11 protein-coding genes are annotated in these 14764 nt (G+C 60.7%); 7 read left to right on the top strand and 4 right to left on the bottom strand.

Translation table 11 applies throughout. The annotated features are described in order from the left end of the window. Nucleotides 1-24: 24 nt before the first annotated feature. The 4 genes from ACEPAJ_RS21700 (at nt 25) to ACEPAJ_RS21685 (ending at nt 5591) form a co-directional block, all read left to right on the top strand. Nucleotides 25-1377, top strand: a complete 1353-nt coding sequence (locus tag ACEPAJ_RS21700; RefSeq protein ID WP_425917830.1) for a sigma-54-dependent transcriptional regulator — start codon at nt 25-27, stop codon at nt 1375-1377. Between the two features lie 563 nt (nt 1378-1940). Continuing rightward, nucleotides 1941-2894, top strand: a complete 954-nt coding sequence (locus ACEPAJ_RS21695) for a TAXI family TRAP transporter solute-binding subunit (RefSeq protein ID WP_425917828.1) — start codon at nt 1941-1943, stop codon at nt 2892-2894. 250 nt (nt 2895-3144) lie between these two features. Continuing rightward, the gene (locus tag ACEPAJ_RS21690; RefSeq protein WP_425917825.1) at nt 3145-5172 is read left to right on the top strand and encodes a TRAP transporter permease; all 2028 of its coding nucleotides are present in this window, start codon (nt 3145-3147) and stop codon (nt 5170-5172) included. Continuing rightward, nucleotides 5169-5591 carry a DUF1850 domain-containing protein gene (locus ACEPAJ_RS21685; RefSeq protein ID WP_425917823.1) on the top strand — a complete coding sequence of 141 codons (423 nt, stop codon included), beginning with the start codon at nt 5169-5171 and terminating at the stop codon, nt 5589-5591. The genes ACEPAJ_RS21690 and ACEPAJ_RS21685 overlap by 4 nt, the downstream gene beginning before the upstream one ends. A gap of 139 nt (nt 5592-5730) precedes the next feature. Here ACEPAJ_RS21685 and ACEPAJ_RS21680 read toward each other — a convergent pair whose 3' ends face one another. Beyond that, nucleotides 5731-6480: a substrate-binding periplasmic protein gene (locus ACEPAJ_RS21680; protein ID WP_425917821.1), complete on the bottom strand. Its 750-nt coding sequence runs from the start codon at nt 6478-6480 to the stop codon at nt 5731-5733. Between the two features lie 273 nt (nt 6481-6753). Here ACEPAJ_RS21680 and ACEPAJ_RS21675 point away from each other — a divergent pair, with 273 nt between their 5' ends. Then, nucleotides 6754-8421, top strand: a complete 1668-nt coding sequence (locus ACEPAJ_RS21675; RefSeq protein WP_425917819.1) for a BCCT family transporter — start codon at nt 6754-6756, stop codon at nt 8419-8421. Nucleotides 8422-8863: 442 nt separating this feature from the next. Here the strand turns inward: ACEPAJ_RS21675 and ACEPAJ_RS21670 are convergent, their stop codons facing one another. From ACEPAJ_RS21670 to ACEPAJ_RS21660, 3 genes are all read right to left on the bottom strand, one after another. Continuing rightward, complete coding sequence (locus ACEPAJ_RS21670) at nt 8864-9025, bottom strand: DUF2986 domain-containing protein (RefSeq protein ID WP_425917817.1); 162 nt, start codon at nt 9023-9025, stop codon at nt 8864-8866. Between the two features lie 412 nt (nt 9026-9437). Next, nucleotides 9438-10142 (bottom strand): 3'-5' exonuclease, encoded by a 705-nt coding sequence (locus ACEPAJ_RS21665; RefSeq protein WP_425917815.1) that lies wholly within the window; start codon nt 10140-10142, stop codon nt 9438-9440. Beyond that, a complete protein-coding gene (locus ACEPAJ_RS21660) occupies nt 10139-12013 on the bottom strand; it encodes a DUF294 nucleotidyltransferase-like domain-containing protein (RefSeq protein ID WP_425917813.1) in 1875 nt (624 codons plus the stop codon). Before ACEPAJ_RS21660 ends, ACEPAJ_RS21665 begins: the two co-directional genes overlap by 4 nt. 142 nt (nt 12014-12155) lie before the next feature. Here ACEPAJ_RS21660 and ACEPAJ_RS21655 point away from each other — a divergent pair, with 142 nt between their 5' ends. Together ACEPAJ_RS21655 and ACEPAJ_RS21650 are read left to right on the top strand one after the other, a co-directional pair. After that, complete coding sequence (locus tag ACEPAJ_RS21655) at nt 12156-12722, top strand: LemA family protein (protein ID WP_425917811.1); 567 nt, start codon at nt 12156-12158, stop codon at nt 12720-12722. A gap of 1 nt (nt 12723) precedes the next feature. Continuing rightward, nucleotides 12724-14652 (top strand): DUF2207 domain-containing protein, encoded by a 1929-nt coding sequence (locus ACEPAJ_RS21650; protein ID WP_425917809.1) that lies wholly within the window; start codon nt 12724-12726, stop codon nt 14650-14652. Nucleotides 14653-14764: the final 112 nt, after the last annotated feature.

Raw genomic sequence — 14764 nt, 5'->3', positions numbered from 1 at the left:
GCCGCCGATTAATCAGGAGGTGATATGAGCGGGCAGGTAATAGTCGTCGATGATGAAGTGGCGATCCGCGAGGCCGTGCAGCAGTGGCTGGAGTTGTCCGGCTTTAGCGTGCACAGCTGTGCCACGGCGCAGGCTGCGCTGGCGCTGGTTGACCGTGATTACCCCGGCATCATCATCAGCGACGTGCGCATGCCCGGCACCGATGGCCTGCAGCTGCTCGACAGCGTGCTGGAGCGCGACCGCGAGCTGCCGGTGATTCTGATCACCGGGCATGGCGACGTGCCGATGGCAGTGCAGGCCTTGCGCCAAGGCGCCTATGACTTTATTGAGAAGCCATTCACCCCCGAGCGCCTGCTCGACAGCGTGCGCCGTGCGTTGGATAAGCGCCGCTTGGTCTGCGAGAACCGTCAGCTGCGCCAGCAGTTCGCCCTCAAGGACCATATCGAGGCGCAGCTCCTTGGCGTCTCGCGGCCGATGGAAACCCTGCGCCGGCAGATCCTCGAACTGGCCGGCACCTCGGTGAATATCCTTCTGCGTGGTGACACCGGCAGTGGCAAGGAGCGGGTTGCGCGCTGCCTGCATGATTTCAGTAGCCGCGCCGGCAAGCCGTTTGTCGCACTGAACTGCGCGGCAATTCCCGAGCACTTGTTCGAGAGTGAATTGTTCGGCCATGAAAGCGGCGCGTTTACCGGTGCCCAGGGCAAACGCATCGGTCGCATCGAACATGCAGACGGCGGCACGCTGTTTCTCGATGAAGTGGAAAGCCTGCCACTGGCTCAGCAGGTCAAATTACTGCGTGTGTTACAGGAGAAAACCCTGGAGCGTCTTGGCTCCAACCGCAGCATTCAGGTCGATCTGCGGGTGATCAGCGCGGTCAAACCGGACCTGCTCGATGAGGTCAAAGCCGGACGGTTTCGTGAGGATCTGTATTACCGCCTGAACGTCGCCACCTTGCGCATTCCGCCACTGCGCGAACGCCGCGAGGACATTCCGCTGTTGTTCGAGCACTTCGCCCATCAGGCTGCGCAACGCCATGGCCGTGAAACCCCGGCCCTGGCCCCCGCCGAACTGACCCGCCTGCTCGCACATGACTGGCCGGGCAACGTACGTGAACTGATCAACGCCGCCGAGCGTCACGCCCTAGGCATTAGTGGCGGGGTAGAACCTGCGGACGCGCTGCCGGTGCAGTCGCTGGCCGAGCAGATGGAAACCTTCGAGGCGCAATGCCTGCACCGTGCCCTGCAGCACTGCCAAGGCAATATCGCCGAGGTGATGGCGCTGCTGCAGCTGCCACGGCGCACCCTCAACGAGAAAATGCAGCGCCATGGTCTGCAGCGCAGCAGCTACCGTCCGGCCGGCAGCAGCGACGAGGACTAGGGCTTACTCGTCGCTGTTCGCGTACTTATGCTGTCCGGTCAGCCTTAGTCCGGATGTAGGGTGGATGACGCTTCACCCATCCACCAACTGCCATGGCGGATGAAAACAGCGTCATCCACCCTACGAAGTCACAGGATCTGCGGATAACCGTAGGCTCTACAACCGGAGCAGTCGGCGGAATCTCGCTTATCTATGTTTTTGCAGTGGCGGATTTCCGCTTGTTATCGCGGCTAGGTTGGCCTTGCCGCGCAATGTAACCGCTCTAGCGCGGGCTTTTCTTTCGCTGGCACGGCATCTGCTATAGCTCTTGTCAGCCGCGCACTCGATTGCGCTGGCACTCATAAGAAAGGCAAGAGATGAACCCCATGAACTGCCACGTTAAATCTGCACGTCCAGCCTCCCCGGCAGCATCATCCTCTCTCTTGTGCACGTGGCCCCGGTCGCGTGTAGGCATTGCCTCTTTCCGTCACTCAGCGAATCCAGGCTCTGCACGGCCCTAGTGCCGTATAGCGTCTACAGTGAAAACCTCTGCATAAAGCCATAACAACGACGGAGTTTCTTCCATGCGAATGACCAAACGTTTTAGCCTATTTGCTGCTGCCGCAGCCTTTACCGCGAGCACCGCCGTACTCGCCGCACCGACCTTTATCAATATCCTTACCGGTGGCACCAGTGGTGTGTACTACCCAATTGGTGTGGGCCTGTCGCAGCTGTACAGCAACGGCATCGAAGGCTCGAAGACCTCGGTACAGGCGACCAAAGCCTCGGTGGAAAACCTCAACCTGCTGCAAGCCGGTCGTGGTGAGCTGGCCCTGGCCCTGGGTGACTCCGTGGCCGATGCCTGGAATGGTGTGGAAGAAGCCGGTTTCAAGGCACCGCTGAAAAAACTGCGGGCGATTGCCGGCACCTACCCGAACTACATCCAGATCGTCGCCAGCAAGGAATCCGGGATCAAGACCCTGGCTGACCTCAAGGGCAAGACCATCTCCGTGGGCGCGCCGAAGTCCGGCACCGAGCTTAACGCTCGCGCCATCTTCAAGGCCGCGGGCCTGAGCTACGACGACATGGCCAAGGTTGAATTCCTGCCATACGCCGAGTCGGTTGAGCTGATCAAGAACCGCCAGCTGGATGCCACCCTGCAGTCTTCGGGTCTGGGCATGGCTGCTATTCGTGACCTGGCAGCCACCCTGCCAATCACCTTCGTCTCGGTACCGGCTGAAATCACCGCCAAGATCGGCAACGCGGCTTACCAGCCAGCGTCTATCCCGGCCGGCACCTATGACGGTCAGGATGCTGATGTGCCGACTGTGGCCATCACCAATATCCTGGTGAGCCATGAGGGCGTATCGGAAGAAGTGGCCTATCAGATGACCAAGCTGATGTTCGACAACCTGGAGCGCCTGGGTAACGCCCATTCCGCTGCCAAGGACATCAAGCTGGAAACTGCCGCGAAGAACCTGCCGATCCCGCTGCACCCAGGTGCTGAGCGCTTCTACAAAGAAGCCGGCGCACTGTAAGGCTGCTGAAGGGTTGGCTGTGTAGGATGGGTCGGGCCGCGCAGGCTGAGCAACGCGATACCCATGCTGCACGGCTCAAGTCTGGAGAGACGCTTCAGCAGCGTTTGATGGGTTACGCCGCTGCGCGGCTAACCTATCCTACCCAGGCTCCACTGTCAGTAGAGTTGCGAATAAAACCGCCGTGCGCGTCACGGCAGGTTTTGTTGGCGACTCTTGTGCCATCGACGTTGTAATGAGAGCGTGACCTCCCATGAGTGAGCAAAACCAAGGCCTTGCTGCCAACCCCGGCGATTGGCCAAAAGCGCTGTTTTATGTCGCGCTGCTGTTCTCCATTTTCCAGATCACCACCGCTGCTTTTCACCCGGTATCCAGTCAGATTTTGCGTGCGGTGCACGTGGGCTTTCTGTTGATGGTGGTGTTCCTCAGTTTTCCGCTGCGCGGCAACGCGCGCCCCTGGCAACCGATGGCCTGGCTGCTCGGTTTGGCCGGTATGGCCACGGCTGCCTACCAGTGGTATTTCGAGGCCGACCTGATCCAGCGTTCCGGTGATTTGACCCAGAGCGATATGGTGATTGGCCTGCTGTTGATCGTGTTGGTATTCGAGGCCGCGCGCCGTGTCATGGGCATCGCGCTACCGCTGATTTGCGCACTGTTTCTGGTCTATGGCCTGTTTGGCCAGTACCTGCCGGGCGACCTGATGCACCGTGGTTATGACCTCGACCAGATCGTCAACCAACTGTCTTTCGGCACCGAAGGGCTGTACGGCACGCCGACCTATGTTTCGGCCACCTACATCTTCCTGTTTATCCTGTTTGGCGCGTTTCTCGAACAGGCCGGGATGATCAAGCTGTTCACCGATTTCGCCATGGGCCTGTTCGGCCATAAGCTCGGCGGCCCGGCCAAGGTCTCGGTGGTGTCGTCAGCACTGATGGGCACTATCACCGGTTCCGGCGTGGCCAACGTGGTCACCACCGGCCAGTTCACCATTCCGTTGATGAAGCGCTTCGGCTACAAGTCGGCATTTGCTGGCGGTGTTGAGGCGACGTCCTCGATGGGCAGCCAGATCATGCCGCCGATCATGGGCGCCGTGGCGTTCATCATGGCCGAGACCATCAACGTACCGTTTTTTGAAGTGGCCAAGGCGGCGTTGGTACCGGCCTTGCTGTACTTCGGCTCGGTGTTCTGGATGGTTCACCTGGAAGCCAAGCGCGCCAACCTGCGTGGCCTGCCGAAGGACGAGTGCCCGAATCCCTGGGCGGCGATCAAGCAGCGCTGGTACCTGCTGATTCCGCTGCTCATCCTGATTTACCTGCTGTTCTCCGGGCGCACGCCGTTGTTCTCCGGGATGGTGGGTCTGGCCCTTACGGCCATTGTGATCCTCGGCTCGGCAATCATCCTGCGGGTGTCGTCCAAGGTCATGCGCTTTGCCTTCTGGATCGCCCTGGGTGTGCTCTGCGCCGGGTTCTTCCAGCTGGGTATCGCGGTGGTGTTTGGCGTGGTGGCGCTGTTGGTGGCGATCTGCTGGTTTATCAAGGGCGGCCGCGACACGCTGGTGATCTGCCTGCACGCCTTGGTAGAAGGCGCACGGCATGCGGTGCCGGTGGGCATTGCCTGCGCCCTGGTCGGGGTGATCATTGGTGTGGTCTCGCTGACGGGCGTGGCCTCGACTTTTGCCGGTTACATTCTGGCGATTGGTCAGGACAACCTGTTCCTCTCGCTGATCCTCACCATGCTCACCTGCTTGGTACTGGGCATGGGCATTCCGACCATTCCCAACTACATCATCACCAGCTCGATTGCCGCGCCAGCGCTGCTGGAGTTGGGTGTGCCGCTGATTGTCTCGCACATGTTTGTGTTCTATTTCGGCATCATGGCCGACCTCACGCCGCCGGTGGCGCTGGCCTGTTTCGCAGCCGCACCGATCGCCAAGGAAAGCGGCCTGAAGATCAGCCTGTGGGCCATTCGCATCGCCGTGGCCGGGTTTATCGTGCCGTTTATGGCGGTATACGAGCCGGCGTTGATGCTACAGGGCGATAGCCTGCTGGCGACGCTCTATGTGGTGTTCAAGGCCGCGCTTGCCATCGGCATCTGGGGCGCGATCTTTACCGGCTTCTTGCAGATCAAAATGCCGTGGTGGGAGCGTGCGCTGGGCTTTGCCGCCGGTGCCAGCCTGATTTTGGCGACGCCCATGAGTGATGAGATCGGCTTTGCTCTGGCCGCCGTGTTTATTGCCCAGCACCTGTGGCGTGCACGTAATGCGCAGGTGGCGACTGCATGATTGGCTTGTGCCTGGGCTTGGCGGGTGTGGTGTGGGCCGAAGTGCCCACGCCCGACTTCACCCTGGCCTGGAAGCACACCATCGAGAAAATTCGCTGGGAAGAGGATTACCGCGTGATGCCTGAGGGGTTGTTGCTCGGCGAGGCGCGGGTCAAGGGTTCCGGGGCCGGTATGGAGATTCCAGACGGCGCCGAACTGCGTGAGGGCAGCTGGCACTACCAGCGTCAGCTACCGCCTTTGCAACCACTGCGCTTGGGGCGAACCCCCGAAGCAGGGGACTACCAACTGTGTTTCAACCAGCGTTGTCACTCGATGAGTGAATGGCTCGGCCCGCCACAAGCGACCCAGCCGGCGTTGGAACTTTGGAGCTGTGAGCAAAGCTCCCCGGCCGCTTCGGCGGCAGGCCAGGACGACGGCTAACCCTGCGTCCGCTCCCAAGGTCACAAGCCCTGGTGTGTTGTAGAGGAGAGCCCCCATTTGGCGTAGCCGGTGGGGGTTTTGTTCATTTGTGCGGCGCAAATTAACCGGCGTTACCCAGCCGTAAAGCGGCAGTGGCTTCTCAGTAGCCGCTGAGCGGGTTGACGATGCCGTGACGCTCTTTGAGCTTTTGCACCCATTCGGCCTGGTTGGTGAGAAAGGCATCGAACTGCTTAATCACCTCTGGGTGTTTGATGCTCGACAGGAAGTAGTGATCATCCTGATAGGGCAGGTCGGGGTCGAACACCAGGGATTCATTCTTTCTACTGTTGTACAGCTGATGGCGGATCACTTGCGGGTTGAGGTAAACGCCGTCAACCCGGTCACTCATCGCCATGGCCAGCAGCGAGTCGATCTGATTGGCCTGGATCAGAATGATCCGCCCGTTTTTGATGTCTTCCAGGTAGGGCCATGGCGTGAAGCCGCGCTGGGTACCCATGCGGTACAGCCGCGCCTTGCCCTTGCCGAGGTACTGCGGTTTGACCAGTACGCCGTCGATGGCCGGTGCAGCCGCCTGGCTGTAATACAGGGTGTGGCCCTGCTTCTGGTCGGCGTTCCAGCGCGGGTTATCCGGGTATTTGAAATTCACCCTGTCCTCGAGAAAGTCACTGAGCAGGCGTCGCACCGGCAGTGGCTGGTAAATAAATACATGGCCCTGATACGCGGCAAAGGCGTCGAGCAGGTCACGGCCATAACCCAGGTACTGGCCATCCTGCACGTCGGAGTAAGGCATATACGACTGCAGCTCGACGCCGACCTTGAAGGTCTCCGCCTGTGCCGGCGACAGCAGCTGGAACAATAGGCATGCCAGCAAGGGCAGCAGGAGTCTCATGGACGGCATCTCGCGCAGTGACCGGAAGGCCTTAGCCCAACGATAGCTAATTGCCTGGACGAGGGGGAGCGCTTTACCGCTGAGAGACCCAATCTGAACTATAAGTTAGCGTCTGGTAAATGCCGCGATTGTCCGCCAATACTGGCTATGCGCCGGCACGCAAAGGCCATGGCTGTTACCCTGTACCCCGCAGTCGCCGGCATGGCGGCTGTACGAGTAGGGCAATCCCGTCCTCGTGCGCGTAAAGCGTGCCACACGTCAAAGGAGTCCCCCATGGGTCAAAAACCTTCGTCTGACACGACCCCGCAACCAGAAGCGGCAACTCTGGAAGGTATCCCGGCTCCCACCGGCGAAGCCAATCTGATCGACACGGACTACGTGATCGGTCAGGACAACATCAAAGGGCAGTTCTCATTTGCCCTGGATATCCACGGCAAAGTCTTCACCATTTCGGCGCTCACCATCGTGCTGTTTGTGGTGCTGACCCTGGCCCTGCAAAACCAGGTCGAGCCTTTATTCAGTGCTTTGCGTGGCTGGCTTACCAGCAACCTGGCCTGGTTCTTCATCGGCTCTGCCAACATCTTTGTGCTGCTTTGTCTGGGCTTGATCGTCTCGCCGCTGGGCAAGGTACGTATTGGCGGTATGCAGGCCACGCCTGATTACACCTACACCGGCTGGTTTTCCATGCTATTCGCTGCAGGTATGGGCATCGGTCTGATGTTCTATGGCGTGGCGGAGCCGATGTCGCATTTCTCCGCGGCGCTGGGTGGCGTCAGCGTGGGTGAGGATGGCGTGCGCACCGATTGGGCACCGTTGGGGGCTGCCGCCGGTGATACCGCAAATGCTGCGCGTCTGGGCATGGCCGCGACTATCTTCCACTGGGGTCTGCACCCTTGGGCAATCTACGCGATTGTCGCGTTGGCGCTGGCGTTGTTCTCGTTCAACAAAGGACTGCCGCTGTCGATTCGTTCGATCTTTTACCCAATTCTTGGTGAGCGGGTGTGGGGCTGGCCGGGGCATATCATCGATATCCTCGCGGTATTCGCCACCCTGTTTGGCCTCGCTACGTCCCTCGGCCTGGGTGCTGAACAAGCGGCGGCGGGGCTGGACCAACTGTTCGGCATTGCCGCGACAGATCTCAGCAAGGTGTTGCTGATCATCGGCATTACCGCGATTGCTCTGCTGTCGGTACTGGCGGGTTTGGACAAGGGCGTTAAGCGTCTGTCCGAGATCAACATGGGCCTGGCCATCCTGTTGCTGCTGTTTGTCATCATTGCCGGCCCGACGCTGGCTATCCTGACAGGGTTCTTTGATAACCTCGGCGCTTACCTGCAATACCTGCCGGCGCTGTCCAACCCGATTGGCCGTGAAGACGCCAACTTCAGCCAGGGCTGGACTGCCTTCTACTGGGCCTGGTGGATCAGCTGGTCGCCGTTTGTGGGCATGTTTATCGCGCGGGTCAGCCGTGGACGTACCGTGCGTGAATTCCTGATTGCCGTGCTGCTGGTGCCGTCCCTGGTGTCGGTGCTGTGGATGACGGCCTTCGGTGGCACCGGCATCAGTCAGCTGGTCGGCGACGGCTTTACTGGCGTGCAGGATGCCGCGCTGGAGCTGAAACTGTTCGCCATGCTGGCAGAGCTGCCGTGGTCGGCAATCAGCTCGTTTATCGGCATCGTGCTGGTGATCGTGTTCTTCGTCACCTCGTCGGACTCCGGTTCGCTGGTCATCGACACCATCACCGCTGGCGGCAAGGTCAACGCGCCCGTGCCGCAGCGGGTGTTCTGGGTGATTATCGAAGGCGTGATCGCCATCGCTCTATTGCTCGGCGGCGGATTGGTGGCCTTGCAGGCCATGGCGGTATCGACCGGTTTACCGTTCACCATCGTGCTGTTGGTGGGCTGCGTGTCGATCGTCAAAGGCTTGATGAGCGAACCGCGCTAACGGCTTGTTGTTAAGTCGTACAAGAGCGCGCCTTCGGGCGCGCTTTTTTGTGCCCGTATGGTCTGTGAGGCTGGAACAGGACACCTGTAGGAGCGGCGGGGGCGCCTAGCCTTGGCCGCGATGTTTTCTCCCTGGCCGGTTTGCGGGAGAGAGCAATCGTAGGATGGGTTGAGCTTGGCGATACCATCAGTTAGCTATTTGGCCGAGGTGTTCGGCATTGCACCGTGTGTGCTGATGGCTCGTGGTGCGCCTCTCGGGCACCTAATCTTTTTGCTCCCGGAACGCCGGCAGAGCAACGAAAATTAAGTAAAAGAAACACGCCCGGCATCTGGCCCTGCCTGCTTCGGTTGAGCCCAAAGTAGGCGCTGTCGCAAGTGCTTATGAGCGGTAAGAAAGGAATGTGTGGCTCAAAGGCCTTCTATTACAAGCTGATAGGTATAAATCAATTATCAGTGGTGGTGGTTAAGTCTTGAGTGGGTTCAGCTTCTGCTTTCAAGCGGTCGGCTTTACTGATGTATGCGGACTTACGTTTTGGCGCCAATTTGGCACTGGCTTTTTTGGCATGTGCTTGTAAGAGCTGTTTGATTTTTTTACGACGGTTCATGTGTTCTGCTCGGTGATAAATGGTTGAAAATTAGCAATTGGAGAGAAACACGACAGGACGTGCGGCAAGCCAGAGCTGCTGGCGAAATGCCGACAGGATTGCGCCAGAAGCTAATTCATTAGAGTCAATGCTGTCCATTGCGTCGTCGATGGCGAGAATACAGCCAGGCCTTGCTTTTACTTTTCTTAAGTCAGCCACCGAAACATCAGCGCTTAGGGTGGTGTACCGAGCGACGTTGTAATAGCCGAGTAATGATGGGTAACGCGACGCTCAACCCATCCTGCGGTGCTGCAGACGCGGCTAAAGCCCCTCCCACGGATATTCGATATACACGCTGTATTGCTGACCACCGAAGGGCTAATGAATCGCAGCTAAGGACTAGGCGTCCCCACCGCTCCTGCAAGCGCTCACCTCAACTCCACAATTCCCCAACCGGCGTATTCACCGTATACCGCGTCGCCACTTGCGCTTGCAGCAGCTCGGCCGTGGCCAGGGCATCGGTCAGTGCATGGTGTGCCTGGTAGGGCGGTAGGTTGTAACGCAGGCGGCTGTCGGCCAGGCGAATGGACACCGGCTGGCGCCGCAGCAAACGCTCCCACCAGTTTGGTTGGCGGTGTAGGCGGGCCTCAAGCTGCATGGTGTCGATCACCGGGAATTGCAGGCCTTCGCCCAGGTGCTCACGCACCGCCTGATCGAGAAAGCTGCGCTCGATCGTGCGGTAGTGCACCACCATTACTTTGCCGGCCATGACGGTCAGCAGTTCGTCGAGAATCTGCCCTAGGCGCGGGGCGTGGCGGATATCTGAGTGGGTGATGTGGTGGAAGGTCACCGACTCGCTGCTCAGTTCACTGGCCGGTTTGACCACCCAGTAACGCGCGTCGCCACAGCGGATGCGTTGCAGGTTGAAGGGCATCAGGCCGAGGCTGACGATGGCGTGCTGGTTGGCGTCGAGCCCGGTGGTTTCCACATCCAGGGCCAGCAGCGGCACCTGTTCCAACGGGGTATCGGCGGCGACGCAGCCTGCTTGGTAGAAGGCTTGCAGGCGCGGGTCTTTGGCGCTGGCGGCCAGCTCGGCAAAGCGCGCCGCCCAGTCCAGCGGCGTGGCGAGCACGCTCATAGGCTTTTACCCGGCTGCGCGGGATAGCGGAAGCGCAGGAATTTCTGTGCATTGCTGAGTATCTGAAAGGCTTCTTTGAGGTTGTGGCGGTCACTGGCCGAGACTTTTTCCGGCTCGATGTAGTTGTTCGGCTCGTGGCCTTCCGCCAGCGCATTGGCCTGATGGCGGATGCGCACCATGCTGAGAAACTCCAGGGCGTAGCGCAGTTGGCTGATGGCTTCGGGCTGTAGCAGTTTGGTTTTGGCGATGGCGTCTAGGCGTTCCAGCGAGTTTTGCGCCTTGCTGCCGCAGGCCAGTGCGTGCACGCGGATCAGGTCGGTGAGCGGCGCGGTGCCGCGGCCTTTGAGGTTGATGATGTGTTTCTGCTGGCCGTCGGTTTCCATCACAAAGGTGCGAAAGAAGCCCAGCGGCGGTGTGCGGTTCAGGGCGTTGCGCGCCAGAGCGGCGAGAAAGGCCGGGGCGTTGCTGGCTTTTTCGGCGAGCAGCTCCTTGAGGTTCTCCGCCAGTTCGACTTCACCATGCACGCCGTCGAGGTCAAAGAAGATGCAGCTATTGAGCAGGGTTTGCGGGTTGGGCCGGTCGATCCACTGGCTGAAATAGCCGCGCCAGACCTTGAGTGGCTGCCGCCATTGGCGATTAGTGGCCATGATCCCGCCCTTGCAGTAGCTGTAGCCACAGGCGGCCAGGCCATCGCTGACGAATTTCGCTAACTCGGCAAAGTAGCCGTCGTGCAGGTCGGGGTCGAAGCGGTCATCGAGAATCAGCGCGTTGTCCTGATCGGTGACCACCAGTTGTTCGTCACGGGCCATCGAGCCGGCAGCTAGGAAACAATAGGGCACCGGCGGCGGGCCGAGTTTCTGCTCCGCCAACTCCAACAGGCGCTGGCTAAAAGCGCGACCAATGCCGGCCATGGCGCTGCCGATCATGTGCGCGGTGGCATGCTCGTTGGCCATGCGCACGAAGGTGCCGCGCAAGTCCGGTAGCAGCCCCTGCAAGCCGGCGACATCGGGCTGGTTGAAGATCGAGTTGACCAGGTACAGGCTGCTTTGCGACTCGTAGCGGATGATGTCCGAGAGGTTGATCATCCCGACTGGGCGGCGGCGTTGGACCACCGGCAGGTAGTGAATGTTATGGCGCAGCATGCTCAGCATCGCTTCGAACACGCTGTCATCGGCCTGGATGGTGATGGGATCGGGCGACATGACCTGGCTGACCGGTGTGGCCGCATCCAGCCCGACGGCCAGCACGCGCGTGCGCAGGTCGCGGTCCGTGAGGATGCCGACCATGGCGGCGCCGGGCGCGTCTCCGTCGAGCAGTACCAGCGATGAAACGCTTTGCTCGGTCATCAGTTGCGCGGCCTGTTGCACCGGGGTGTCCTGGCTGGCGCAGACGGGCTGTCGCGAGATCAGGGTGCGCACTTTGATCTGCATCAGATCGCTGGCTTTGCCCTGGCTCTCCACGGCCGACTTGAGGCGTGACTGGCCTTCGGCCTCAACGAAATCGGCGAAGCTATCGTGTTGCTCACACAGCTGGGCGAACAGGGCGGCCGGAATAAAGTAGATCAGGCTGTCTTCAATCGCGCGGGCCGGGAAGCGTACCTTGTTGCTACGCAGCAGGCCTGCCTGGCCGAAGATGTCGCCTTCACTCAGGCGGTTGTATAACTCGCCATTGCGCCGGTAGATTTCCACCGCGCCGCTGCGCACGTAATGCAGGTCGTGGATGTCTGCGCCATACAGGAGGATGTCGGTGCCGGCCTTGAAGTAGGCCACCTCGACGTGGCTCGCGATGTTGTCGAGGCTGTCCTCGGGCAGGGCATCAAAGGGGGGGTAGCGATTGAGGTGATCGCGGATCTCCAGGAGTTCGATCTGCATGGGTGCCTCGCGCGTTGTGGCACTACAGGATACGAGCATCGCGCCGCGATGTCCGCCTTGCTGGCGTATGCGGGTAGGCCGGCGCGTCCGTTGAGTACGGCTAGGGTGAATTGGCGGACAGATGACTAATCAGGGAGGGGGGATGCAAGAGTTAGGACTTTGGTGGGTGTTGGCGCTGTTGCTGGTTGTGGCGGGCCTGGGGATTTATTACTACAACCGCCTGGTATTCAACCGCGCGCGGGTGGCCGAGGCCTGGAGCGGCATTGATGTGCAGCTCAAGCGCCGCGCCAGCCTGATTCCGGCGCTGGTCGAGTGTGTGCGCCAATACATGAACTATGAACAGGGCACGCTGCAGGCGCTGGTGCAGGAGCGCATGCGCGCAGTGCAGCTGGCCGATTCGCCGCTGGGTGAGCGGGCGCCGGTGGAGGCGCATTTGAGCACGCAGCTGCGCCAGCTATTTGCCCTGGTCGAGGACTACCCGGCGCTCAAGGCCGATGGTCAGTTTCTCGACTTGCAGCGCACTATCACCGACGTCGAGAACCAGATACAGATGGCGCGGCGTTACTACAACGGTGCGGTGCGCGAGCTGAATGTGTTGGTGGAGTCGGTGCCGAGCAACCTGGTGGCGCGGCCCTTTGCTTTTATGCAGGCCGAGTACTTCAGCCTGGATGACCCACGTGACGCCCAGTCGCCCAAAATGGAGTTTTGACATGCTGCGAGTGTTGCGTTTAGCCCTGTTGAGTCTATGCCTGCTGCCGCTGTGGGCCACGGCTGCTGAGGTGATTGAGGACTTTGCCGTAACCCTGCAGGTGCAACCGGATGGCAACCTGCTGGTGACCGAGCGGATTACCGTGCAGGCCGAGGGAGAGCAGATCAAGCGCGGTATCTACCGTGATCTGCCGGTCAGCTACAGCTTGCCCCTGGGCCTGTTGCAGAGCAGCCCGATCACCCTGCTTGGGGTGAGCCGCGATGGCCAGGCGGAGCGGGCGCGGGTCGAGCAGAACGGCAGCTGGGTGCGCTATTACCTTGGCTCGGCCGACCATCTGCTGCAGCCGGGGCGCTATCAGTACGAACTGCGTTACCGGGTTGAGCGCCAGCTGTTGCATCACGCCACTACCGACGAACTGTATTGGAACGTTACCGGTAATGGCTGGAGCTTCCCGATTCAGCAAGCTTCGGTGGAGGTGCTGTTGCCGAGGGGCGCGCGGATCGGTCAGCGTGCCGCCTACACCGGTGGCTGGGGAAGCCAGGACAAGGCCTATGAAGTGGTCGAACAGCGCGATGATTACCTGCGCCTGATAACCACGCAGGGCTTGGCGGCCTACCAGGGCCTGACGGTCGCTGTGGACTGGCAAGCCGGGTTGGTTACTCGGCCGGGCATGGTCGAACGAGGCGGTGCCTTGTTGCGCGATAACCTCGGCCTGTGTCTGGGCGCGCTTCTGTTGATCGGTCTGCTGCTGTTCTACCTGCGCGCCTGGGATCGGGTTGGCCGCGACCCTGAGAAAGGCCTGATCATTCCGCTGTTCGAGGCCCCGCAGGGCATGAGTGCGGTGCAGGCCGGTTACCTCTGGCATCGCGGTTTGCAGGGGGCTTATCAGGATGCGCGGGCGTTCAGTGTGTGGCTCACCGATATGGCCATCCGCAAGCACCTGCATATCGAAGACAAGCCGCGCGGCGGTGGTTTTACCCTGGCCCGTGGTACCGGTGAGCGTGCCGATTTCAGCGAGGCAGATCGCGAGCTGCGTAAACGCCTGTTCCCGGCCAATAAGGAAGGCATCGCCTTGGAAATTGGCAGCAGCTACGAGCCGCGCCTGGCTGACGCCGTAGGCGGACTGAAAACCCAGCTGCAAAAACAGGGCAAGGCCTGGTTCAGCAATAATCGGGGTATCTGGACCTGGGGTTTGGTGTGGGCGATTGTCGGCTGCCTGATCATGGTGCTAACCGGTGCGCGCAGCGAAGACGATATGGCCGCCGGCTTGGCTGGGGTGGTGTTCTCCATAGGTTTTGGCGTGCCGTCGCTGTTTGTGCTGTACATGGCCTGGCATCAGCCCAGCGTGGGTAAGCAGATCGGCCTGGGCCTGGCGGGGCTGATGTTTGTCTGGCCGGTGCCGGTTGGCCTGTGGATGCTCAGCGATGCGGCGTCGGTGCCAGCCTTGCTGCTGCTCTGCGTGTATGTGCTGGTGGTGGTGCTGTTTTATTACCTGTTGCCGGCACCATCGGTCGAAGGGCGGCGTTTGCTGGACCAGCTGGAAGGCTACCGCGACTACCTGCAACTGGCGGAGAGCGATGTGCTGGCATTGGCAGGCAATGCCCCGGCGATGAGCATTGCGCTGTACGAGAAACACCTGCCCTACGCCATGGCCATGGGCGTGGAGGACAAGTGGAGCGCGCGTTTCAGTACGGCGCTGGCCAATGGCCTGATCGACCCGGCGCAGCGTGACTATCAACCCGACTGGTACCACAGTCGCAGCTCATTCAGCACGCCGCTGGCGATGAGTACCGCCTTGGCTGCTGGCCTGAGCAGCGCCACAGCACTGGCCTCATCGCCACCGTCGAGCAGTTCTTCAGGCGGTGGCGGTTCATCCGGCGGCGGTTCGTCCGGTGGTGGCGGCGGTGGTGGGGGAGGCGGCGGTTGGTAGAGCGCAGCTCAGCTATGTAGCGCAAGCTTTTGTAGGAGCGGGCTTGCCCGCGATCACGGTCAATGCAACAACATCGCGGCCAAGGCCGCTCCAACCGGGTATGGGTTCGCGT

It is taken from the genome of Pseudomonas sp. GWSMS-1 (assembly GCF_049847425.1).
Lineage (GTDB): Bacteria > Pseudomonadota > Gammaproteobacteria > Pseudomonadales > Pseudomonadaceae > Aquipseudomonas.
This window is presented reverse-complemented; position numbering and strand designations above follow the sequence as displayed.

Bases quoted from the DNA above. Each gene is read 5' to 3' on its own strand.
- ACEPAJ_RS21690 (WP_425917825.1), top strand. From the start codon at position 3,145: ATGAGTGAGCAAAACCAAGGCCTTGCTGCCAACCCCGGCGATTGGCCA.
- ACEPAJ_RS21665 (WP_425917815.1), bottom strand. From the start codon at position 10,142: ATGAGCGTGCTCGCCACGCCGCTGGACTGGGCGGCGCGCTTTGCCGAG.
- ACEPAJ_RS21675 (WP_425917819.1), top strand. From the start codon at position 6,754: ATGGGTCAAAAACCTTCGTCTGACACGACCCCGCAACCAGAAGCGGCA.
- ACEPAJ_RS21660 (WP_425917813.1), bottom strand. From the start codon at position 12,013: ATGCAGATCGAACTCCTGGAGATCCGCGATCACCTCAATCGCTACCCC.
- ACEPAJ_RS21655 (WP_425917811.1), top strand. From the start codon at position 12,156: ATGCAAGAGTTAGGACTTTGGTGGGTGTTGGCGCTGTTGCTGGTTGTG.
- ACEPAJ_RS21700 (WP_425917830.1), top strand. From the start codon at position 25: ATGAGCGGGCAGGTAATAGTCGTCGATGATGAAGTGGCGATCCGCGAG.
- ACEPAJ_RS21670 (WP_425917817.1), bottom strand. From the start codon at position 9,025: ATGAACCGTCGTAAAAAAATCAAACAGCTCTTACAAGCACATGCCAAA.
- ACEPAJ_RS21680 (WP_425917821.1), bottom strand. From the start codon at position 6,480: ATGAGACTCCTGCTGCCCTTGCTGGCATGCCTATTGTTCCAGCTGCTG.
- ACEPAJ_RS21650 (WP_425917809.1), top strand. From the start codon at position 12,724: ATGCTGCGAGTGTTGCGTTTAGCCCTGTTGAGTCTATGCCTGCTGCCG.
- ACEPAJ_RS21685 (WP_425917823.1), top strand. From the start codon at position 5,169: ATGATTGGCTTGTGCCTGGGCTTGGCGGGTGTGGTGTGGGCCGAAGTG.
- ACEPAJ_RS21695 (WP_425917828.1), top strand. From the start codon at position 1,941: ATGCGAATGACCAAACGTTTTAGCCTATTTGCTGCTGCCGCAGCCTTT.